This window comes from Spiroplasma phoeniceum P40 (assembly GCF_003339775.1).
Classification (GTDB): domain Bacteria; phylum Bacillota_I; class Bacilli_A; order Mycoplasmatales; family Mycoplasmataceae; genus Spiroplasma; species Spiroplasma phoeniceum.
Genome location: NZ_CP031088.1, coordinates 616,743 through 637,425 on the forward strand (window position 1 = coordinate 616,743; position 20,683 = coordinate 637,425).

The 20,683-nt window shown below is 31.6% G+C and carries 37 protein-coding genes; 3 read left to right on the forward strand and 34 right to left on the reverse strand.

Translation table 4 applies throughout. The features are described from left to right. Positions 1–14: 14 nt before the first annotated feature. A complete protein-coding gene (locus tag SDAV_RS03945) occupies positions 15–749 on the reverse strand; it encodes an RDD family protein (RefSeq protein ID WP_245938516.1) in 735 nt (244 codons plus the stop codon). Positions 750–752: 3 nt separating this feature from the next. Then, the gene (locus SDAV_RS03950) at positions 753–1,727 is read right to left on the reverse strand and encodes a glycosyltransferase family 2 protein (protein WP_114564632.1); all 975 of its coding nucleotides are present in this window, start codon (positions 1,725–1,727) and stop codon (positions 753–755) included. 118 nt (positions 1,728–1,845) lie between these two features. On the opposite strand from SDAV_RS03950, the gene SDAV_RS13990 reads away from it, so the two are divergent. Both SDAV_RS13990 and SDAV_RS13995 read left to right on the forward strand, forming a co-directional pair. Continuing rightward, positions 1,846–2,145, forward strand: coding sequence for a hypothetical protein (locus tag SDAV_RS13990; RefSeq protein ID WP_281268844.1), 300 nt, complete (start codon positions 1,846–1,848; stop codon positions 2,143–2,145). After that, positions 2,076–2,318 (forward strand): hypothetical protein, encoded by a 243-nt coding sequence (locus SDAV_RS13995; protein WP_281268845.1) that lies wholly within the window; start codon positions 2,076–2,078, stop codon positions 2,316–2,318. Before SDAV_RS13990 ends, SDAV_RS13995 begins: the two co-directional genes overlap by 70 nt. 36 nt (positions 2,319–2,354) lie before the next feature. On the opposite strand, the gene SDAV_RS03960 is transcribed toward SDAV_RS13995, so the two are convergent. The 30 genes from SDAV_RS03960 to rpsJ form a co-directional block, all read right to left on the reverse strand. Continuing rightward, a complete protein-coding gene (locus SDAV_RS03960) occupies positions 2,355–2,534 on the reverse strand; it encodes a hypothetical protein (protein WP_114564633.1) in 180 nt (59 codons plus the stop codon). A 145-nt stretch (positions 2,535–2,679) separates the two neighbouring features. Further along, the gene (gene map, locus SDAV_RS03965; RefSeq protein WP_114564634.1) at positions 2,680–3,423 is read right to left on the reverse strand and encodes a type I methionyl aminopeptidase; all 744 of its coding nucleotides are present in this window, start codon (positions 3,421–3,423) and stop codon (positions 2,680–2,682) included. A 72-nt stretch (positions 3,424–3,495) separates the two neighbouring features. After that, complete coding sequence (gene rplQ, locus SDAV_RS03970; protein WP_114564635.1) at positions 3,496–3,855, reverse strand: 50S ribosomal protein L17; 360 nt, start codon at positions 3,853–3,855, stop codon at positions 3,496–3,498. Positions 3,856–3,870: 15 nt separating this feature from the next. After that, positions 3,871–4,824: a DNA-directed RNA polymerase subunit alpha gene (locus tag SDAV_RS03975; protein WP_114564636.1), complete on the reverse strand. Its 954-nt coding sequence runs from the start codon at positions 4,822–4,824 to the stop codon at positions 3,871–3,873. A gap of 15 nt (positions 4,825–4,839) precedes the next feature. Further along, positions 4,840–5,229 carry a 30S ribosomal protein S11 gene (rpsK, locus tag SDAV_RS03980; RefSeq protein ID WP_004028449.1) on the reverse strand — a complete coding sequence of 130 codons (390 nt, stop codon included), beginning with the start codon at positions 5,227–5,229 and terminating at the stop codon, positions 4,840–4,842. Positions 5,230–5,247: 18 nt separating this feature from the next. Beyond that, a complete protein-coding gene (gene rpsM, locus SDAV_RS03985; RefSeq protein WP_004028448.1) occupies positions 5,248–5,613 on the reverse strand; it encodes a 30S ribosomal protein S13 in 366 nt (121 codons plus the stop codon). A 17-nt stretch (positions 5,614–5,630) separates the two neighbouring features. Beyond that, the gene (gene rpmJ / locus SDAV_RS03990; protein ID WP_004028447.1) at positions 5,631–5,744 is read right to left on the reverse strand and encodes a 50S ribosomal protein L36; all 114 of its coding nucleotides are present in this window, start codon (positions 5,742–5,744) and stop codon (positions 5,631–5,633) included. A 37-nt stretch (positions 5,745–5,781) separates the two neighbouring features. Then, positions 5,782–6,000 carry a translation initiation factor IF-1 gene (infA, locus tag SDAV_RS03995; RefSeq protein ID WP_114564637.1) on the reverse strand — a complete coding sequence of 73 codons (219 nt, stop codon included), beginning with the start codon at positions 5,998–6,000 and terminating at the stop codon, positions 5,782–5,784. Positions 6,001–6,025: 25 nt separating this feature from the next. Next, positions 6,026–6,664: an adenylate kinase gene (locus SDAV_RS04000; RefSeq protein ID WP_114564638.1), complete on the reverse strand. Its 639-nt coding sequence runs from the start codon at positions 6,662–6,664 to the stop codon at positions 6,026–6,028. Between the two features lie 18 nt (positions 6,665–6,682). Continuing rightward, a complete protein-coding gene (gene secY / locus SDAV_RS04005) occupies positions 6,683–8,083 on the reverse strand; it encodes a preprotein translocase subunit SecY (protein WP_186823484.1) in 1,401 nt (466 codons plus the stop codon). Between the two features lie 26 nt (positions 8,084–8,109). Further along, positions 8,110–8,547, reverse strand: a complete 438-nt coding sequence (rplO, locus tag SDAV_RS04010; RefSeq protein ID WP_114564640.1) for a 50S ribosomal protein L15 — start codon at positions 8,545–8,547, stop codon at positions 8,110–8,112. Between the two features lie 12 nt (positions 8,548–8,559). After that, positions 8,560–9,033 (reverse strand): 30S ribosomal protein S5, encoded by a 474-nt coding sequence (gene rpsE, locus SDAV_RS04015; RefSeq protein WP_151202541.1) that lies wholly within the window; start codon positions 9,031–9,033, stop codon positions 8,560–8,562. A 159-nt stretch (positions 9,034–9,192) separates the two neighbouring features. Then, complete coding sequence (gene rplR, locus SDAV_RS04020; RefSeq protein ID WP_114564642.1) at positions 9,193–9,558, reverse strand: 50S ribosomal protein L18; 366 nt, start codon at positions 9,556–9,558, stop codon at positions 9,193–9,195. 21 nt (positions 9,559–9,579) lie between these two features. Continuing rightward, the gene (gene rplF, locus SDAV_RS04025; protein WP_114564643.1) at positions 9,580–10,119 is read right to left on the reverse strand and encodes a 50S ribosomal protein L6; all 540 of its coding nucleotides are present in this window, start codon (positions 10,117–10,119) and stop codon (positions 9,580–9,582) included. A 24-nt stretch (positions 10,120–10,143) separates the two neighbouring features. Then, positions 10,144–10,533 (reverse strand): 30S ribosomal protein S8, encoded by a 390-nt coding sequence (gene rpsH / locus SDAV_RS04030; RefSeq protein ID WP_114564644.1) that lies wholly within the window; start codon positions 10,531–10,533, stop codon positions 10,144–10,146. A 19-nt stretch (positions 10,534–10,552) separates the two neighbouring features. Beyond that, positions 10,553–10,738, reverse strand: coding sequence for a type Z 30S ribosomal protein S14 (locus SDAV_RS04035; protein ID WP_004028437.1), 186 nt, complete (start codon positions 10,736–10,738; stop codon positions 10,553–10,555). A 13-nt stretch (positions 10,739–10,751) separates the two neighbouring features. Beyond that, positions 10,752–11,294 carry a 50S ribosomal protein L5 gene (gene rplE / locus SDAV_RS04040; protein WP_114564645.1) on the reverse strand — a complete coding sequence of 181 codons (543 nt, stop codon included), beginning with the start codon at positions 11,292–11,294 and terminating at the stop codon, positions 10,752–10,754. Positions 11,295–11,313: 19 nt separating this feature from the next. Next, complete coding sequence (gene rplX, locus SDAV_RS04045; protein WP_114564646.1) at positions 11,314–11,634, reverse strand: 50S ribosomal protein L24; 321 nt, start codon at positions 11,632–11,634, stop codon at positions 11,314–11,316. 10 nt (positions 11,635–11,644) lie between these two features. After that, on the reverse strand, positions 11,645–12,013 hold the full coding sequence (rplN, locus tag SDAV_RS04050) for a 50S ribosomal protein L14 (protein WP_004028433.1): 369 nt from the start codon (positions 12,011–12,013) through the stop codon (positions 11,645–11,647). Positions 12,014–12,034: 21 nt separating this feature from the next. Next, positions 12,035–12,295: a 30S ribosomal protein S17 gene (rpsQ, locus tag SDAV_RS04055; protein WP_186823485.1), complete on the reverse strand. Its 261-nt coding sequence runs from the start codon at positions 12,293–12,295 to the stop codon at positions 12,035–12,037. Then, positions 12,292–13,302, reverse strand: coding sequence for a 50S ribosomal protein L29 (gene rpmC / locus SDAV_RS14615; protein WP_114564648.1), 1,011 nt, complete (start codon positions 13,300–13,302; stop codon positions 12,292–12,294). The genes rpsQ and rpmC overlap by 4 nt, the downstream gene beginning before the upstream one ends. Positions 13,303–13,305: 3 nt before the next feature. Next, entirely contained in the window at positions 13,306–13,719 is a 414-nt protein-coding gene (gene rplP / locus SDAV_RS04065) for a 50S ribosomal protein L16 (protein ID WP_004028429.1), read from the reverse strand. Further along, positions 13,719–14,477 (reverse strand): 30S ribosomal protein S3, encoded by a 759-nt coding sequence (gene rpsC, locus SDAV_RS04070; protein WP_114564649.1) that lies wholly within the window; start codon positions 14,475–14,477, stop codon positions 13,719–13,721. Before rpsC ends, rplP begins: the two co-directional genes overlap by 1 nt. A 19-nt stretch (positions 14,478–14,496) precedes the next feature. Next, positions 14,497–14,835: a 50S ribosomal protein L22 gene (rplV, locus tag SDAV_RS04075; RefSeq protein WP_114564650.1), complete on the reverse strand. Its 339-nt coding sequence runs from the start codon at positions 14,833–14,835 to the stop codon at positions 14,497–14,499. A gap of 28 nt (positions 14,836–14,863) precedes the next feature. Further along, positions 14,864–15,139: a 30S ribosomal protein S19 gene (rpsS, locus tag SDAV_RS04080; RefSeq protein WP_114564651.1), complete on the reverse strand. Its 276-nt coding sequence runs from the start codon at positions 15,137–15,139 to the stop codon at positions 14,864–14,866. 83 nt (positions 15,140–15,222) lie between these two features. Further along, positions 15,223–16,059, reverse strand: a complete 837-nt coding sequence (gene rplB / locus SDAV_RS04085) for a 50S ribosomal protein L2 (RefSeq protein WP_114564652.1) — start codon at positions 16,057–16,059, stop codon at positions 15,223–15,225. 55 nt (positions 16,060–16,114) lie between these two features. After that, positions 16,115–16,402, reverse strand: coding sequence for a 50S ribosomal protein L23 (gene rplW / locus SDAV_RS04090; RefSeq protein ID WP_114564653.1), 288 nt, complete (start codon positions 16,400–16,402; stop codon positions 16,115–16,117). Continuing rightward, positions 16,402–17,028 (reverse strand): 50S ribosomal protein L4, encoded by a 627-nt coding sequence (gene rplD / locus SDAV_RS04095; protein ID WP_114564654.1) that lies wholly within the window; start codon positions 17,026–17,028, stop codon positions 16,402–16,404. Before rplD ends, rplW begins: the two co-directional genes overlap by 1 nt. Before the next feature lie 22 nt (positions 17,029–17,050). Beyond that, positions 17,051–17,827: a 50S ribosomal protein L3 gene (rplC, locus tag SDAV_RS04100; RefSeq protein ID WP_114564655.1), complete on the reverse strand. Its 777-nt coding sequence runs from the start codon at positions 17,825–17,827 to the stop codon at positions 17,051–17,053. 64 nt (positions 17,828–17,891) lie between these two features. After that, positions 17,892–18,200, reverse strand: coding sequence for a 30S ribosomal protein S10 (rpsJ, locus tag SDAV_RS04105; RefSeq protein WP_114564656.1), 309 nt, complete (start codon positions 18,198–18,200; stop codon positions 17,892–17,894). Positions 18,201–18,456: 256 nt separating this feature from the next. Here rpsJ and SDAV_RS04110 point away from each other — a divergent pair, with 256 nt between their 5' ends. Further along, the gene (locus tag SDAV_RS04110) at positions 18,457–18,846 is read left to right on the forward strand and encodes a hypothetical protein (RefSeq protein WP_245938517.1); all 390 of its coding nucleotides are present in this window, start codon (positions 18,457–18,459) and stop codon (positions 18,844–18,846) included. 126 nt (positions 18,847–18,972) lie between these two features. Here the strand turns inward: SDAV_RS04110 and SDAV_RS04115 are convergent, their stop codons facing one another. Continuing rightward, complete coding sequence (locus tag SDAV_RS04115) at positions 18,973–19,443, reverse strand: 23S rRNA (pseudouridine(1915)-N(3))-methyltransferase RlmH (protein WP_114564657.1); 471 nt, start codon at positions 19,441–19,443, stop codon at positions 18,973–18,975. Beyond that, positions 19,443–20,666, reverse strand: coding sequence for a lipoprotein (locus tag SDAV_RS04120; protein ID WP_114564658.1), 1,224 nt, complete (start codon positions 20,664–20,666; stop codon positions 19,443–19,445). Before SDAV_RS04120 ends, SDAV_RS04115 begins: the two co-directional genes overlap by 1 nt. Positions 20,667–20,683 lie beyond the last annotated feature (17 nt).

Consider the following 20,683-nt stretch of genomic DNA (forward strand, 5'->3'; position numbering starts at 1 on the left):
AATTACATTTTACCCTATAATTCATCAATTTCTTTTAAAATTTCATCAGAAATATTTCCTGGTTGGTTTTCTTGTAAATGAATATGTTTTGTTTTTCTTGTTATTAATTCTTTTGTTATTGTTGGTGCTTTTTTAGGAATTGGTTTTTTCTTGACAGTAAATAAATGAAAATGACGATCAAATAAAATTTGATGATTTGGATTTAACACTAAACCAAAAATTAAACCAAGGTATCATAAAAAATAAATTGTTGTGATAGTTCGAATAATAATTAATGCAATTGGATTTTTATTAGTTGCCCGAAACAAATCACTTAAACTAACTTCAAAAATTAAATTTAAACTTAAATTTGTCAATAAAACAACAAATCAAGGTAAAAATGTAATAAATAATTCACGGGTAAAAATAACTGCTAACTTTAATTTTGCCTCACTCGTAACTAATTTAATTTGAAAACAAAATTTTCCAATTGTTTTACCATCTCAAAAATAAGGAATAAGAACAAAATAAAGAAAGAAAAGAACAAAAGTAACAGCAATAACTAAAATAGGCGCTCAAATTGTTCGAGCTTGATCTCAATACTTCATCGTTAAAGTTAATACTAAGGGAATTAAACTCGCTAAAATAATATCAAAGAAACGAACAAAAATCACACGAACTGGACGCGCTAATTGATGAAGCTGATATTCTTCTTCTGGTTTTGACATCATCGTAGCAGCTGAATTTTTATTGTTTGCTAATTCTTGCATTATTTATTTTGTATTTTCCAGTTTTCAATGTTTAATAAAACCTTTAATATCAGCAACAATCATTTTAAATTGTGGTTCTTTTACATTTTTAAGATATTTATTTTTCATAAAACTTTTATAACGACGTTCTAATTTATTTTCGGCACTATGGATAGCTTTAATTGATAATCTTTTATTGTTTTGTAAACTAACAATTTCTAAAAATGTTACTAAGCAAAAGCGAATAAAAGCATACTCTAATTCTTCTTGATATTCACGATATAAATTTAAATCACGATATAAATTAAAAATATAAATTCATTGTTTAATTAAATCAAAAACACTATAATTGACAATTCCTAATTCATAATCAACTAGCACATCTTTAATTGCAACATATCCCCCAGTATAAACTAATGCGTTATAAATAAAGAAAGTATCAGTACGACGATAATCAAGTAATGTAATATTTTTTTGTAAAATAAGGTTTCGACGAAATATCTTTGTAAAAAGTGAGCAATTAACATATGATAACACTTCTTTATTAGTTTTAGGCGACAGTAAAACATTACATTTATTTCAAATTTCACTTTTTTCTTTTGAATTCGCATAATGTAACCGAAATTCAAGCATATCAACTTTTTTATGTTCAACTTGATATACTTCAACTTTTTCTTTTAAAACTGCAACTGCTGTTTTATGAATTGTCTGTCCTTCATCAACAATCATAAAAAAATCTCCTTGTGCAATTGAAATAGCAGTATTAATACCATATGAAAAGCCTTGACTTCGTAAATTTGTAATTACTTGAATTTGTTTGCCAATATTATTATAAAAGCATTCATTCATAAATTCTAAGAGTGGTGATTTTGGTTGGAATCCACTATCATCAATTAAAACAATTTCATAATCGTCACTTGTTTGTTCCTTAATTGATAGTAAAGTCTTCATTAATTTTGTCTGATTATTTTGTACTACAATAAGAAATGATAAAAACATTCTAATCCCCTCTCTCAATCAATTCTTGCCATAATTATAACATTTTATCTCTTTTTAGTATAATTATTATATTAGAAAAGTAAAATAATTTACAAGTTTAAAAAGAAGGGTTCATTAAATGACAAATGAAACATTACAAAAAATTTTGCAAAAAAAAGAAATTACAACTGATGATAAAATAATATTTCGAACAATTTTTGATGTCTTGAGCACCTTATTTACTGATGAAAATCAGCTTTCAACTTTAACAAGTGACTATAATATTAATCATTATCAACAAGTTTGATTTCCTAATATTGTTTCTATCACCCAAAAAGCATTAGCAATTAAAAGGGATATGCAAATTATATGTCCGATGACTGAAATTATATTTATTATTTTAATGACACAAATGATAAGACAAAACAACAAAAATTAGGCGAAAAACAATTAGAACGTCAAACCCAATTAATTACTTTTACAAAATTAAATGAAAAAGAATTAGGTATTGGTTATAATTTTGTTGGTGTTTTTACATTTATTGGCTTTCTTGATAAAGATTACAAAACAATGATTTATCAAAAAACTAAAAATAGTTATCAACTTAAATAAATAATTTAAAAAATTATACGTTCTTAGTATGGTTTTTTAAAATTGATAGTTATTATTTTTATTTGCTTTTGCTTCTAATCGTTGTTTTCTAATTAATTCTCGGGTCATTTTTTTAACTCGGGCATAATCAAACGGATTTCGTTTTCCTGCTCCAGCTTTAATATGTTTGCAAAAAATATTAATTTTTCAAACTAAATTTCTTTGTTTAAATCGCATAATAGCTTCCTTCATGTTAAACATAAAGCGCTACTCATTTATGGTACACAATAATTACCAATTTTTCAATTCATTCACAAGAAAATTAAAAAATGGGTCAAATACTTTATTAAGGATTCGGTACGATTATTATTTTTAAAAATAATTAAGTTAAAACTTCATATCCAGTCGGAGTAATTAAAATTGTATCTTCAAAATGGGCACTACATAAATGTAACGCTGACACTGGTGTTAAATTATCATCTAACATTTTAATTGCTTTAGTCCCAATTTGAACCATTGGTTCAATACAAATTGTCATTCCAGCTTGTAAGCGCATTCCTACCCCCGCTGTTCCAACATTAGGAATCATCGGTTCTTCATGTAATTCACGCCCAATTCCATGACCAGTAAATTCAGTTGGTAAGAAAAAGCCTTCTCCTTCAACATATGTTTGAATTGTTTCACCAATATCACCAATTCGTACTCCTGGTTTTAAAATTGCGGTTGCTTTTGCTAGTGCTGTTTCAGTGACAGTTAATAACTTCACATGTTCTGTTGTGCGCGGTTTTCCAACAATTACAGTAAAAGCGCCATCACTATTATAACCTTCATATGAACAACCCGCATCAACAGAAACAAGGTCACCTTCCACAAATGGCGTATAATTTGGAATTCCATGCACTAAAACTTCATTTAAAGAAACACAAATAGTCGCGGGAAAACCATATAAACCTTTAAAATTTGGTTGGCAATTATTTGCTCGAATAATTTCTTCTGCGCGTTGATTAAGCATAACGCCTGTTACTCCTGGTTTAATCATCGCTTTTAATTCTTGATGAATTTGTTTTAATGTTAAACAAGCTTTGCGCATATATTCAATTTCTTGATCTGTTTTAATTGTAATCATCGTTAAATTCCTTTCAGATTTTATTTTATCATAAAAAGAAAAAAACTAACAACACAACAGTTAGTTTTTTGGTTAGACTAATTCAATAATCACAATCGGAGCATTATCTCCTTTACGATTATCTAATTTTAAAATGCGTGTATAACCACCATTACGAGTTTTATATTTTTTGGCAATGCCATTAAATAATTTTTGTAATGCGGTTTCCTTTTCATTTGCATCAATATCACGTAAAAAACTAGCAGCACGACGACGAGCATGTAAATCTTGTCGTTTTCCTAGTGTCACTAATTTATCAACATGACGGCGTAATTCTTTGGCACGTGTTTCTGTTACTTCCAACCGTTCATTAATAATTAATTCGGTTGCCAAATTACGCATTAAACCATTTCTTCATGCAGTATTTTTCCCTCTTTTTTGTTGGTATGACATTCTTTTTCACCTCTCTTAATCACGTCGAAAGTGTAAACCTAATTGGGCCACTTTGTCTTTAATTTCTGTTAATGATTTTTTCCCTAAGTTTCTAATTTCTTGAATTTCATCTTCTGATTTTGAAATTAAATCACGTAAAGTATCAATTTTTGCTCTTTTTAAGCAATTTTGTGAACGTTGCGTAAACTCTAGTTCATCAATGCTACGATCTAATTCATCTTCTTCCGCTTCTGCTTCAGATGAGATAATTTGGGTTGCTTTAATTGCTTCATTCAAGTTAACAAAGAATTCTAAATGCTCAGTAATAACTTTTGCCGCCATTGCAACAGCGTTAACTGGCGTAATTGAACTATCAGTTTGAATTTCTAATTCTAATTTTTCTAAGTCAGCATTTTTTCCCACCTTTGTTGGTTCAACATTATATGCCACACGCTGAATTGGACAATAATTTGAATCAATTACAATTAAATCAGCATATTTTTTTTCTTTTTTATTATCTGTAAATGATTTATACCCACGTGAATTACGAGCATGTAACTCCAATTCTAATTCTCCACCTTTAGCAATTGTTGCTAATAATAAATCACCATTGATAACTTCTACTCCAGTTGGGACAACTAAATCTCTTGCATAAATTTCTCCTTCTTTTGAAGAAACTACTTTTAAAATTACTGATTCTCCATCTGGAATAATATCTTGATTAATTTTTAATACTAAATTTTTAATATTTAAAATTATTTTTGTAACATGTTCAACAACTCCCGGAATAGCAGTAAATTCATGCGAGGCACCTTTAATTCGAACAGCAAAAACAGCGGCTCCTGGTGTTGCTGATAGTAATGTTCGACGTATCGCATTTCCTAATGTAACACCAAATCCTCGTTCTAACGGTTCAACTAAAAATTTTCCGTAATTATTGGCTTTATCTTCTGCTTGTAATTTAAATTCTGGTCTAATAAATTGTTTCATCGACTAATCTTTCTCCTATCCTCTTGGTCTTTTTGGTGGACGTGCCCCATTGTGAGGAATTGGCGTTACATCTTTAATTGAAGTGATTTCTAATCCAATTGCTTGAATGCTCCGTACCGCAGCATCACGCCCTGGGCCTGGCCCTTTTACTTCAACTTGAACACTACTCATTCCGTGTTCTTGGCTTGCTTTTCCAGCTGCTTCAGCAACCATTTGGGCAGCATAAGGAGTTGACTTCTTACTTCCTTTAAAACCCATTGCTCCTGCTGATGCTCATGAAATGACATTACCCGCTTCATCAGAAAGGGTAACAATTGTATTATTGAAAGTTGAATGAATATGTGCAATTCCTTTTAGGACATTTTTTTTAACTTTTTTCTTATTCGTTTTTTTTCTAACAGCCATAATTGTTCTCCTTATCTACTATTTTTTCTTATTAGCAACTGTTTTACGTGGTCCTTTAACTGTTCGTGCGTTTTGCTTTGACGACTGTCCGCGTGCTGGCAAACTTTTACGATGACGCATTCCACGATAACTACCAATTTCCATTAAACGTTTAATATTCAAGGCAACTTCACGTCGTAAGTCTCCTTCGGTTTTTAATTTGGCAATTTCATTTCTAATTGTTGTTAATTCATCTTCTGATAAATCTTTCACACGAATATCTTCTGATATTTTTGCTTCTTTTAAAATTTGTTGTGATTGTGGTTTTCCAATTCCATAAATATATGTTAACGCAATTACTACGCGCTTATCATTTGGAATATCTACTCCGCCAATACGTGCCATATTCTTTTCCTCCCTTTTTAACCTTGTCGCTGTTTATGTTTTGGCTGTGAACAAATTATCATCACACGCCCTTTTCTTCTAATTACACGACATTTGTCGCAGATTTTTTTAACTGATGATCTTACTTTCATCGTGTATTCTCCTTTACCAAAATTTTTGTTATTTTGTTTATTTATGTCTAAAAACAATACGCCCACGTTCTAAGTCATAAGGTGACATTTCAACAACTACTGTATCGCCGGGTAAAATGCGAATGTAATTCATCCGGATTTTACCCGAAACGTGAGCTAAAATAGTTTCACCATTTTTTAATTGCACCTTAAACATTGTATTTGGTAATACTTCTAAAATTGTTCCTTGTACTTCTAATAAATCAGTTTTGGCCATTTTAATCTATTACCTCCAATCTCCGTTATTTTAAAACTGCCATAATTTGGTCTCAAACAGCATTTCCTTCCATATCAGCATCAATAACGGTTAATACTTGCTGATTTAAATAATATTCAATTAACGGTGCAGTATCAGCATGATATGCCGCTAATCTAATTTTAATTTTTTCTTCATTATCATCTTTACGTTGTACTAATGTCGTTTGATCATCATCACAAACTCATGCCACTTTTGGGGGCACTGCTGTTTTATGATATGTTCGTCCACAAATTGAACAAGTTAAACGTCCCGTAATTCGTTCGATTAACTTTGCTTCATCAATTTCAAAATATAATGTATGATCAACCTTGCTATTTAGTTTTTGCAATAATTGATCTAATTTTTTTGCTTGCGCAATTGTGCGCGGAAAACCATCTCAAATTAAATCACCAGTTACTGTTTGTAAATGATTTTCAACCATTTGAATCATAATATCATCAGGAACTAATTTTCCCTGGTCAGCATACTGTTGGCACAAAATACCTAATGGTGTGTTTTGCTTAGTATTATCACGAATAATATTACCGGTTGAAATATGCGTAAAACCAAACTTTTTAACTAAATGGTCTGATTGGGTTCCTTTTCCACTACCAGGAGCTCCTAACAAAATAAAATTTCGCATTAACTTTCCTCTGGCTTTCTATCATAAATATGAATCTTTAGTATCATCTGTTAATTGTTGCGACTTTTTATCAATAAACGCTTGTTGCGTAATTCGCCCTTTAACTTGACGCATTGTTTCTAATGCGACTGATACCATAATAATTAATCCTGTTCCTCCAATTGCTAATGCACTTGGTAAAGCTGTTAATTTACTAATTACATAAGGTAAAATTGCAATTGCCGCCAAAAAGACTGACCCTAAAATACTTAAACGGTTAATTGTTCCCTTAATGTATTTTTCAGTTTCTTTCCCAGGGCGAACACCAGGAATAAAGGTTCCGACCTTTTGAAAATTCTCAGCAATTTTTTCAGGATTCATTTGTACTTGTGAATATAAGAAAGTAAATAAAATTGTTAAAATAGCATAAATAATAATTCCTGGTCATGTACTAAACGATAAATAATTATTGGTAAATTGCACAAAACCATTATTTGGATTACTTACACTAATAATCTGTGCAACAGTAATTGGGGCTGAAATTAATGCCGAGGCAAAAATTACGGGAATAACTCCAGCGGAATTAATTTTTAATGGTAAAAAGGGGCGGGTTTCTTCATTTCCAGTTACCAAACCACTTCCTGTTTGCTGAATTGGCAATTTCCGTTCTGATTCATTTAACATTACAACAAATAAAACCACTAATAAGAACATTACAACATACACTAAGAATTTTAAAATTCCATCAAATAATAAGTTAATGTCTTCTTGTCCTGAAATTCAGAATTTAAAAGTTGTTTGTAAATTATTTGGTAATTGCGCAACAATTCCAGCAAAAATAATTAATGAGACCCCATTACCAATCCCTCTAATTGTCATTTGATCTGCTAATCAAAGCATTAACATTGTTCCTGCAATTAAGGCGGTTGGAACTAATGTATAATAAAAGATCGGACTTCCAGTTCCAAAATCAGATGAATCTCATTTTGGAGAAATAATGCCTTGGTTTACCATAGTAAAAATTGTCGCAATTCCTTGCATAATTGCAAATGGAATTGTTAATCACTTTGTTAAGCGATCTAATTTTTTCCGCCCACGTTCTCCACTTTTTGCTCAGCGTGATAAAGGCGGAATTACATCAGTTGATAATAACTGTACAATAATCGAAGCAGTAATATATGGTGATACTCCTAAAGCTAAAATTGAAAACTTTCCAAGCGTTCCTCCTCCTAACATTGAAATCAAACTAAAGAACTGATCATTGTTTGATAAATCTTGAAAGTCAGATGAAATTTTTACGCCTGGGACTGTTAAATAACTACCTAAACGAATTAAAACTAAAATTAATAAAGTAAAACAAATTCGTTTAATCAAATCTTTATTTTTAACAAAAAAGTTTGATGATTTAACAATGTCAACCTCGCGATTATGGCGAGTCATTTTTCTTTTTTTCGCTTTAGTTTTCACTATATTACCTCCACTTTTCCTCCAGCTTTTTCAATTGCTGTTTTTGCAGTTTGCGAAACTTTGTTAACTTTAACATTAACACTCTTAGATATTGTACCATTACCTAAGATTTTAATTAATTCTTTTTCATTTTTTAGCACTTTTTTGGCAACTAATGTTTGATGGTTAATTTCATTCAATCCTAATTTTTCCAAATCACTTAAGTTTAATAAGACATATTTTTTGGTTGTTAAATTAGTAAAACCAACCTTTGGTAAACGACGGAAGATAGGAGTTTGTCCCCCTTCAAATCCAGGGCTAACACCACCACCGGTGCGGGCAGTTTGCCCTTTATGTCCTTTACCAGCTGTTTTTCCTAATCCTGATGAAGTTCCTCGTCCTAGTCGTTTCTTACTATGACGGGCTCCATCAGTATACTGTAATCCGTTTAATTTCATTGTTCTGTCCTCTTATCCTTGTAACTCTTCTACGGTTTTACCACGTAATTTTGCAATTTGATCAATTGTTCGTAAATTACTTAAACCATCTAATGTTGCACGAATCATATTAATTGGGGTATTTGTTCCTAATGATTTTGTATAAACATCTGCTAAACCTGCTAATTCAATCACAGCTCGGGCTGGTCCTCCAGCAATAACTCCTGTCCCTTTGCGAGCTGGTTTAATTAATACTTTTCCTGCTCCAAAATGACCAATAACTTCATGTGGAACAGTTGTTCCCACTAGTGGCACTTTTACTAATTGTTTTTTTGCCTCTTTAATTGCTTTTTTGATTGCATCAGGAACTTCGTTTGCTTTTCCAGTCCCAAAACCAACGCGACCTTTTTTATCGCCAATCACAACAACTGCCGCAAAGCGGAAATGACGTCCTCCTTTTGTTACTTTAGTAACCCGACGAATTGTTACGACTTTTTCTTCAAACATATTTTCATCACCACGACGATCATTATTACGTTCAAAACGTTGATTTCCTTGCCGAAAATTATGTTGTGGTCCTTCTTTTTTTGCTGCTGGTTGAGCTGAGTTTCCTGTATTTGGTTTTAAATCTGTTTTATTCTCTGCCATATCTTCTTATTGCTCCTTTTAAAATTTCAGTCCTGCTTTACGAGCAGCCTCTGCAAATGCTTTTACTTTGCCATGATATAAATATCCACCGCGATCAAATACTACCGTTATAACTTTTTTATCAAGTGCTTTTTTAGCAATTTCAGCGCCAACTTTTTCTGCCGCTGCAATATTGCTTGTTGATTTTAAACCAGCCATTTTTAATGTTGAGGCTGCAACAATTGTTTTTTGCTTCACATCATCAATTAATTGAGCATAAAAATGCCCATTTGATTTAAACACATTTAAACGAGGAACAGCTGTTGTACCATTAATTTTGGCACGAACACGAAAATGTCTTCTTTTTCGTTTTGCACTACGACTTTGACTTTGTAAATTTGCCATTGTTGATATTCCTTTCTTCTGCTATTTACCAGCAGATTTTCCTTCTTTACGGATAATGTGTTCGTTTTTGTTTTTAACTCCTTTACCTTTATAAGGTTCTGGCTTACGATAATTTCTGATGTTTTCAGCTACTTCCCCAACTAATTGTTTTGAAATTCCTTCTACAATAATTTGTGTTGGTTTTGGAAGTGTAATTGTAATTCCTTGCGGAATTTTATATTCAATTGTATGAGAATATCCTAAACTTAACGTTAACTTATCACCATCTAACGCCGCACGATACCCTACTCCATTAATTTCTAATTCTTTTTTGAAACCTTTGCTGACACCTTCTAACATTCCTTGAATTAAAGAATTAATTGTGCCATGTAATTGCTTACTATGTTTCACATCATTTGCTCTAGTTGTTGTCACAACACCTTCTTTGGCGGCAACAGTAATAACACTTGGAATTGCTTGTTCTAATTGTCCTTTTGCGCCTTTTACAATAACATTATTTGGTTGAATTGTTACTTCAACACCAACTGGAATTTTTAACTCTCTATTACCAATTCGAGACATTGTTTTGCTCTCCTTTAAATATTTCTATCACACATAAGCAATAACTTCCCCACCTAAGTGAGCTTGTTTTGCTGCTTTGTCTGTCATAATTCCTTGGTTTGTTGAAATAATTGCAATTCCCATCCCATTTAAAACTTGAGGTACTTCTTCAACGGTTACATAAACTCTTAAACCTGGTTTTGAGATTCGTTTTAATCCTGAAATAACTTTTGTTTTACCTTTATACTTTAAAGTTAACGTTAAGTCTTTTTTAATATCTCCTGATACTTTAAAGTCTTCGACATAGCCTTCTTCTTTCAAAATCTCAGCAATTCTTACTTTCATTTTACTTGACGGCATTTTTACACTTTTGTGTAAACGTTGATTAGCATTGCGAATTCTTGTTAACATATCAGCGATTGTATCAATCATCATAATTAATTAGTCTCTCTTTCTATCATGAAGCTTTTCTAACCCCAGGAATTTGTCCTTTACTTGCTAAATTTCTAAAGCATAAACGACATAAATCAAATTTACGTAACACAGCATGAGGTCGTCCACAGTTTCCACATCGAGTATAACCTCTTACCTTGAATTTTGGATGGCATTGTTGTTTAACTTTTAATGATTTTTTGGCCATATCTTCTTTCCTCCTATTTTTTAAATGGCATTCCCATTTTGCTTAATAATGCTCGAGCATCAGCATCATTTGTTGCACTTGTGACAATTGTAATATCCATTCCCCTTACTCTTTTAACTTTATCATAGTCAATTTCAGGGAAAATAATTTGTTCTTTAATTCCTAAGGTATAATTTCCACGCCCATCAAAGGCATCTTTATTAAGTCCACGGAAATCTCTTACTCGTGGTAAAGCAATGTTGATTAGTTTATCTAAAAACTGATACATTTTTTTCCCACGTAAAGTAACTTTTGCTCCAATTGGCATTCCTTCACGTAATTTAAAGGAAGCAATTGAACCTTTAGCTTTGGTAACAACTGGTCGTAACCCAGTTATTAATGCTAATTCATTTGTAATATCTTCAATTACTTTACTATTTTGTGTTGCATCCCCAGCTCCCATGTTAACAACAATTTTTTTAACAGCAGGAACTTGCATTATTGATTGAAAACTTTGCTCTTTGAATAATTCTTTAACAATTTTATTCTTATATTTTTTTTCTAAATTAACATTCATTATTAATCATTATTCCTTTCTACGCTAAATGCGCTTTTGATTTACGAGCAATGCGAACTTTTTTACCATTATCAGCAATTTGATAACTAATTTTAGTAATTTCTTTTTTATTTTTTGGATCAATTAATGCAACATTTGAAATATGAACTGAAGCGGGAACTTGTTGAATTCCTCCTTCAGTGTTATCTTGTGAAGGTTTCACATGTTTAATATTTGTAATTCCTTCAATTACCACACGACTTTTTTCACGTAAGACACGAATGATTGGACCTTCTGTTCCTTTATGTTTTCCGGCTATAACTTTCACAAAGTCACCTTTTTTAAATTTAACTTTATTCATAAATAGCCTCCTATAATACTTCTGGTGCTAATGATGCGATTTTTACAAAACCAGCATCTTTAACTTCCCGGGCGATTGGCCCAAAAATCCTTGTTCCACGTGGGTTTTTATCATCTTTAATTAATACCACAGCATTTTCTGAAAATTGAATTTGTGTTCCATCACTTCGTTTTAAACCACGTTTAGTACGCACGATAACCGCTTTAACAACTTGTCCTTTTTTGACAATTCCACCAGGGGTTGCTTTTTTAATTGTACATACAACGATATCCCCAATATTAGTAAACTTTCGTCATGAACCACCCAAATTTTTAATTACTAACACTTCTTTTGCCCCAGAGTTATCAGCAACTTTTAATCTTGATTCTTGTTGGATCATTTTTTTATTATCCTCTTCTTACTAACCAATTGCTTTTTCAATAACTTGAATTAGACGAAAGTGTTTAGTTTTTGATAAAGGACGCGTTTCCATAATACTTACTTTATCTCCAATGTGGGCTTGTTTTTGTTCATCATGTGCTAAATATTTTTTTGAATACTTTACACGTTTTTTATATAAGGGGTGATTTTTATATGTTTCAACTAAAACAGTAATTGTTTTTTCAGCTTTATCTGAAATAACACGTCCTTGTAAGACTTTACGACTATTTCTTTCCATTATTTTTTCCCTGTCCCTTTCTTAGTTGTTTTGTCATCGGCTTTTTTTGTTGTTTTACCAGCGGTTAAGATTTTATCACGATTTTCTTTTCAATTTGTACCATAAGTATATTCTTTTGAGTTAGAGTCTTTTGTTTTTAATTCTAAATCAATTTTAACTCCTGAACCACGCCCTTTTGCAGTGCCACCCATCGCAACAGAACTTTTAATTGCTGCTAATTTTTCTTTTGCATTAAGTTCAGTTGTTTTTTTAGTTGTCTTAGTTGGCTCTGATTTTTTTGTTCCTTTTGGTACTTCAATGTCTGCTTTAGCCGAAGTAACTGATTTAACAGTTACTGTTGTTTTGTCGCTTGGTGTTGTTTTACTTTTTGCTGCTGGTTTCTTTTCCGCAGCTTTTTCTTTAATTAAAGTTTTTAATGTTGCATCTTTATCATTTTTAGTTTCTTGTACAACATCTTTTTTAGCCACTGAGGGTTTTTTCACAGCTGATGTAGCTGCTTTTCCGGTTGTCGGTTTTTCTTCCCCAACAACTTTTTTCTTAGGAGATTCTTTCCCACCGGCTGGTTTCTTTGTCGCAACTGGTGTTTTTTGTTCATCAAGAACATTTGCTTCTCCTGTTGTTGAAACAACAGCTTCTTCTGTTAAGTCCATTGCGTCATTTAGTGGTAAATCCATTAAACTTGTCATTTCTCCTTCAGCAACTTGTTGCTCAGCCATCATTTGCTCAATTTTTGCCTTGCGTTGTTTTGCAAATGCTTGTGATTCTTTTTCAATTTTCGCATATGTTTCATTTAAATTAACTTTAACATTAATTGCGGTGTTTTCCCCAGCATTTTTATGAGCAGATAAGATTGTTAAAATGCGAGCAATTTGTTTTTTTAATTCCCCAATGCGATGTGGTTTTTCTAAATTCCCCATTGCTGATTGGAATCGTAACGCAAATAATTCAGCACGTGATTCTTCTTCCAGTTTTTTCAATTCTTCAACTGATTTTTTGGTTAAAACATTCATCTCTTACTCTTCTCCTTTTTTAACAATCTTACATCTTACTGGTAATTTATGCATTGCTAATCGTAATGCTTCACGGGCAGTTTCTTCAGAAACACCTGCTACTTCAAACATGACCGTTCCTGTTTTAACAACTGCTACTCATTCTTCAGGTGAACCTTTTCCTGAACCCATTCGAACTTCTAATGGTTTTTTTGTTTTTGCCATATGAGGAAAAATTCTAATTCAAACTTTTCCTCAACGTTTCATATAACGTGTCATTGCAATCCGCGCTGCTTCAATTTGACGGTTTGTAATTCACGCTCCATCTAGTGATTTTAATCCAAATTCTCCAAAATCTACTTTCGTATTTCCTTTTGCTTTTCCTTCATATTTAATACGATGCGGACGACGATATTTTGTTCTTTTTGGTAATAACATTATTTTGCCCCCTTAACAGCAGGGCGTGATTTTGGTCCTTGATCACGACGATTATTGTTTGAACGATTAAAGTCGCGTTTTTCAAACTTTGGTTTTTCATCACTTGTAGAAACTAATTCTTTGCTTAGGATTTCTCCCTTACAAATTCAAACTTTAACTCCAATTTGGCCATAGGTTGTTAAAGCTTCGGCTAAAGCATAATCAATATCACTACGTAAAGTTGCTAATGGTACGGTTCCTTCGGTATATCCTTCTGTTCGTGCCATATCTACACCACCTAAACGTCCTGAAACGGAAGTTTTAATTCCTTGTGCTCCAGCTTTCATTGCTTTTTTAATTGCTAATTTTTGAACACTTCTAAATGAAGCACGATTAACAATCTGTTCAGCAATGGTATTCGCCACTAATTGTGCATCAGTGTCTGGGTTTTTAATTTCAACAATATTAATTTTTACTTCTATTTTACGAACGCCGATTGTAACATGTACTAATTTTACTAATTTTGCGATGTTTTTTCCTTCTTGTCCTAAGACAACACCAACACGAGCAGTTCTAATAAAGATAACAATTTCTTTTTTTGTTCGTTCAATTTCAATTTTAGAAACACTTGCTCCTTTTAATTCTTTCATTAGAGCTTTTCTAATCTTGATATCTTGATGCAATCATTTGACATATTCTTGCTTTTCAGCGTATCATCTTGAATCTCACGTTTTAATAACTCCAACGCGTAATCCTGTTGGACTAACTTTTTGACCCATCTCTTGTTATCTTCCTTTCTTATTGTTGTCCATCACTAACAGTAACTGTGATGTGACTTGTTCTCTTCAATATTTCATATGCTCGCCCATGTGCACGCGGACGGAAACGTTTTAATGTTGGTCCTTCGTTAACGAAGATTTCTTTAATAAATAAGCGATCAGCATCCAATCCATTATTATTAACGGCATTTGCTACCGCTGATTTAACTAATTTTTGAACTGGAAATGATGATTTTTTGTTTGTGTTGTTAAGAATAACTATTGCGTCTCCCACTTTTTTATTCCGAATTAAATCGGTAACTAATCTTACTTTTCGTGGCGATATTCTAATACTTCTTAAGTTTGCTCTTACATCCATTTATATAATACTCACTTTCTGAATTTAATTATTTTTTTTTCTTCTTATCATCGCCATGTCCACCAAATTTTCTTGTTGGTGAGAATTCTCCCAATTTATGACCAACCATATCTTCGGTAACATAAACTGGAATATGTTCTTTTCCATTGTGGACAGCAAAAGTATGACCAATAAATTCTGGGAAGATAACGCTTCTTCTTGATCAAGTTTTAACAACTTCTTTTTTATTCGCAGTATTCAATGCTTCAACTTTTTTTTGTAAATGTTTATCAACAAATGGCCCTTTTTTCAGACTTCGTGACATTGTTTTACCTCCTATATATAATCTCTCTAATTTTGATTTTTACTTTCAACTATTATTTGTCGGATTGACCCTAATTAGCAAGATTATTTAGTACGTCTTCTAACGATTAATTTAGTTGAAGCTTTTTTCTTGTTACGAGTTTTCACTCCTAATGTTTTTTTACCTCATGGTGTCATTGGTGCTTTTCGACCAACCGGAGCTTTACCTTCTCCCCCACCATGGGGGTGATCATTTGGGTTCATAACTGACCCACGAACAGTTGGACGAATTCCACGTCAGCGGTTTCGTCCTGCTTTTCCTCAATTTACTAGGGCGTAGTCTTCATTTCCAACTTCACCAACTGTTGCTCGACATTCTCCTAAAACTTTACGAACTTCACCTGATGTTAATCGAATTGTGACATATTTACCATCTTCATCTTTCCCTAGTAATTGCACTGATGAACCAGCTGAACGAGCTAATTGTCCACCTTTGCCTGGACGTAATTCTAAATTATGTAGAACAGTCCCTTCTGGAATGTTTTTTAATTTCATGCAGTTTCCAACTTTAATATCTGTTTTATCACCACTAACAATTTGCATTCCAACTTTGATGGTTTTTGGTGCTAAAATATATCTTTTTTCACCATCAACATAATTAACTAAACAAATAAAGGCATTACGATTTGGATCATATTCAATTGTTGCAATTTTTCCAATAATATTATCCTTATTACGTTTAAAGTCAATAATACGATATTTAACTTTATGGCCGCCACCTTTATGTCTTGTTGTAATAACTCCTTGGTTATTACGACCAGCATGTTTTTTCCGAGTTTCAATTAATGATTTTTCCGGGCGATCAGTTGTCAACACGGAATAATCTAATGACGTCATATTACGACGACTCGGTGTGACTGGTTTAAAACTCTTAATTGGCATTTTTATTTATCCTCCTATTTCGCCAATAAACAGTCCCAGATAGTGTATCCTGGAATTATTTATCTTCTCCTAATAAATCTAATTTCTCACCTGGTTTTAATTTAATAATTGCACGTTTTGTGTATGTTGTCTCTCCAACAAATTTTCCCATTTTCTTTTCTTTTGGGTCATAATTAATAACATTAACTTTTTCAACCTTTACTTCAAAGATTTTTTCAAAAGCTTTTTTAATTTGAACTTTATTTGCTGTACGCGCAACTTCAAAAGTATAAACCCCATTCGCCATATTACGATATGTTTTTTCTGATAAAATTGGTTTTTTTATGACATTTGTAATATGCATTATGCGTACACCTCCTCAATTGCTTTTATTGCTTGTTCTGTTACTAATAATTTGTTTGCATTTAATAAATCATATATATTAATCCCAGCTGATGTAATTATATTTACCTTTTCAATATTACGTGATGATTTAAAATTAACTTCATCACCTTCTGTGGTAATAATTAATAGTTTTTCACCATTAACTTTTAAATTATTTAAAACTTTAACCATTGCTTTTGTTGAAGGTTTGTCAATTCCAAATTGATCAATTATCATAATATTTTTATCTTGAACTTTCAACGATAATGCAGATTTAATTGCTAATTTTCTAACTTTTTTATTAACATGTTTTAAATAATTTTTCTCTGGAGTTGGGCCAAAAACAATCCCTCCTCCTTTTCATTGTGGTGCTCTAATTGAACCTTGGCGAGCACGACCAGTTCCTTTTTGTCTTCAAGGTTTTCTTCCCCCACCAGATACTTCAGTTTTTGTCTTAGTTTTGTGTGTGCCTTGACGCATTGCGGCTTGTTGCGCAATAACAGCATCAAACATTGCTTGCTGATGTGGTTCAATTCCTCAAATGGCATCATTTACACTAATTTCTTTAACGCTTGTTCCCTTCGCATCAAGTACTTGTAATTTCATTTTAAAATTCCTTTCTACAAAACTATTCTGTCTTTGATGCTGGTGCATCAGTTACTGCTGTTGGCGTTGTATCAACTGCTGCATCAACAACTCCTTCAACTGGTTTTTCTTCTTTTACTGTGGGCTCTGGTGTTTTTGTTTCAACAGTTCTTTTAACTAATTCTGTTGGTGTATTTGGTTTTAAACCTTTAATTGCTTCTTTAATAACTACAAACTGTTTTTTTGGACCTGGAATTGAACCTTTTACCAATAAAGCATTTTTTTCAGTATCAATTGCAATAACTTCTAAATTTTGAATTGTTACTTTTTCGGTTCCCATATGTCCAGGCATTTTTTTAGATTTTAAAATCCGATTTGGGGCAATAGCTCCCATCGACCCAACACCACGGTGATAACCTGAACCATGTCCCATTGGTCCCCGTGAATAGTTATGTCTTTTAATTGAACCGGTAAATCCTTTCCCTTTTGAAGTTCCTGTAACATCAACGAATTCCCCAGCAGTAAAGATATCAGCTTTAATAATATCGCCAGGATTATAACCATCCATATTTCTGATTTCTTTAACGAAGCGCTTAGGTGTTGTATTCGCTTTTTTGAATTGTCCTTGGTCTGGTTTTGAAACCAAACTAATTCTTTTATCTTCGACAGCTAATTGAAGCGCTTGATAACCATTTTGTTCTTTTGACAATACTCGTAAAACAACATTATGTTCTACTTCAACTACTGTAACTGGTATTAATCTACCATCGGTAGCAAAAATTTGTGTCATACCAATTTTGCGTCCTAAGATTCCTTTCATTTCTTTCCTCCTTGAAAATACGTCATGTATATCTTGTCTATAAATTAAATTTAAGAATGGTTATTTATTTCATTTCAATTTCCACACCACTTGGTAACTGCACTCTTTTTAAAGTGTCAATTAACTTTGGACCATCAGGATTAATAATATCAATAATTCTTTTATGTGTTCTCATTTCAAATTGTTCTCTTGAATCTTTGTATTTATGAGTTGCTCTTAAAATAGTAATGATATTACGATCAGTTGGTAAAGGGATTGGTCCCTTTACCTCTACTCCTGCTGTTTTAGCTGCTTCAATGATTTTTTTAATTGATTGATCAACCACACGGTGATCAAAACCTTTTAATTTAATTCTCATTTTAGTTTGAGCCATTACTTTTCCTCCTAATTTATTCATATTTTTTGTGTAAACATTTACAACGCCTATCAGTGTATCGGTGATAGACCACAAAAGATGTTTCCACAAAATATACATGATTATTTATTTTATTGGATAATAGGCAATAATGCAAGTCTTTTTTAAGAAAAAAAATAAAATATTTTATTTTTTTACTTCTTTGTTTCATATAATTTATAATTAATATTATAATAAAATTGGAGTAATTACATGTTGAAAAGTAAGGAGAAAAATGGCAAAAGAAATAGAAAATAAAACTATTATATGAAAAAAAACAAAGGACAATGGTTATGATTTGCGTTATCAAAAAATTCAAGAACATAAAGCAAAGGTGGTTAAAATTCAACTTGAAACTTTAGCACGTAAAACATCACAAAGCCATGAAATTTACCGCAAAACAAACAAAAAACCACAGTTAGATAAAAATAAAATCATTGATAAAAATAATCCAATGTATAAAATTTTATTAAATGCTCAAAAAAAGAATAAGCAATTAAAAAACCAAGCTTATAGAACAAAGGATCCTAATTATATTGATGTTAATAATATGACTGTCGCTGACCAAATTAAAGTTATTAAATTAGCTAAAAAAATAGTCCTTATTATCGGCAATTATTATTAGAAAAAAATACAAATGCTTTATCCAGAATTAGCGCGAAAACGAAAAATTGCAATGATGGAGCAAACACGCCAAAATAAAAAAAGAACTAAAACCAAAAAAATATAATCTGGTTGTTCTTTTTAAAAATTACTTATTATAACTTTCATTATTAATAATCTTAAAACTACGATATATTTGTTCTAATAATACTAATCGGCATAATTTATGTGGTAAAGTTATTGCTCCAAAGCTTAATTGAAAATTAACCTTTGACAATAATTCATTATTATTAAAGCCATGACTGCCTCCAATAATAAACAATAACTTTGCTTTTTTAAAATCTTTAACTTCCTTAATATATGCAGCAATTTGTTCACTTGTTAAAATTTGACCTTGTGATGATAATAATACTTTATAATATTCTGAATAATCTAATAGTTTTTTTATTACTAATGCTGTTTGATCATTAATTTTTACTTGTTCATTCTTATTATTAACTTCTTTTAATTCAATAATTTCTAATTTTGCATAATGCTTAATTCGTTCAAAAAAAGTTTCACAGCCCATAATTAGATACTTTTTATCTAATGAACCAATTGCCAGAATTTTAATATCCATTATTTATATTGGTCAGTAATTGAATCAACATTAATTGTTCATTTTAGAGCTGGGAAAGTATAATCTGTTCCTGGTGTTGGGAATTGACCACGTTTACCAACTTCCTTATCTTCTTCATCGGTTAAAATTCCTTTATCATCATTTTTTTTAACAAAACCTAATGCAATTTTAATATTTTGATCAATCTTAGCAGCATCTGGAATCGCATTAAAATTATAGTGATGATAATAATCATCATTTAAACTCTCAAAGTCATAAAAACCATAACTTAGGAAAAATCATTGATGACCATAATTTGGACTATCTTTTGTAATATTTGGATTTTCGTAAACAAGATAATTTGCATAACCTATTAATTTATCAATTGTTGCTGTAAAAGTAAAAAGATTATGTTCTCCTTGAAACTCAAAGCGAATTGTCACATTAGGAATAACAATTGCAAGATAACGTGCTGATTGATATCCACGATTTTGATCAATTTGATCATAACCTTGATTATAGTCATTTTTTGGATCATTTAATCATTCAAGAATCGATGCTATAGGTGATAATACTTTTAATGATGAAGGTGTATAAGGAGTTTTTTTGCCATCTGGTCAAGTTTGTTCTTTAACTCATTCTTTATTCTTTGTTTTTTCTGCATTTCCAGTCATTGTCATTAAATTATCATTTGTTTTATTTAAAATTGTTTTATTTTCATTTGCAAGGAAAGCAACTTGACTATAGTATGAGTCATAACTAGTTGAATAATTGTTAAAAAATTCTTCTCATAATACTTTTTGATTAATTTTTTTACTATTATCAAAAGGATCTTGCGCATCAGTTTTTGCAGTTTTAATTAGTTCATCCTTTTGCCCTTTTAAGCCAGCTGCAATTTGCTCATCAGTTCACTTTGCTCCTTTACCAGTTGTTACACTATTATCTTTTGTTAAATTTATACCATGTAAAATAGGATTAATTGCATTATTAATTAAACCCAATTGCCCCCCCTGTAAACTGTATTCATAAGGAGCACCATTTTCATCTTTTCCTGATTGGGTTACATCATCAATTCCATTTGTTGATTTACCAGTTGCTGTTGGAGCATGACTAAATTTTTGATTTCCATTATACATAAAAGTAAGAATAGGATTTCCTTGTGGTGCACCACTACAAGCAACAGCTGATGCTGATGATGCTGTAACCAAAGTTGTTGCTGCAAAAATTGATAATAACTTACGCATTATAGTCCTCTTTTCTT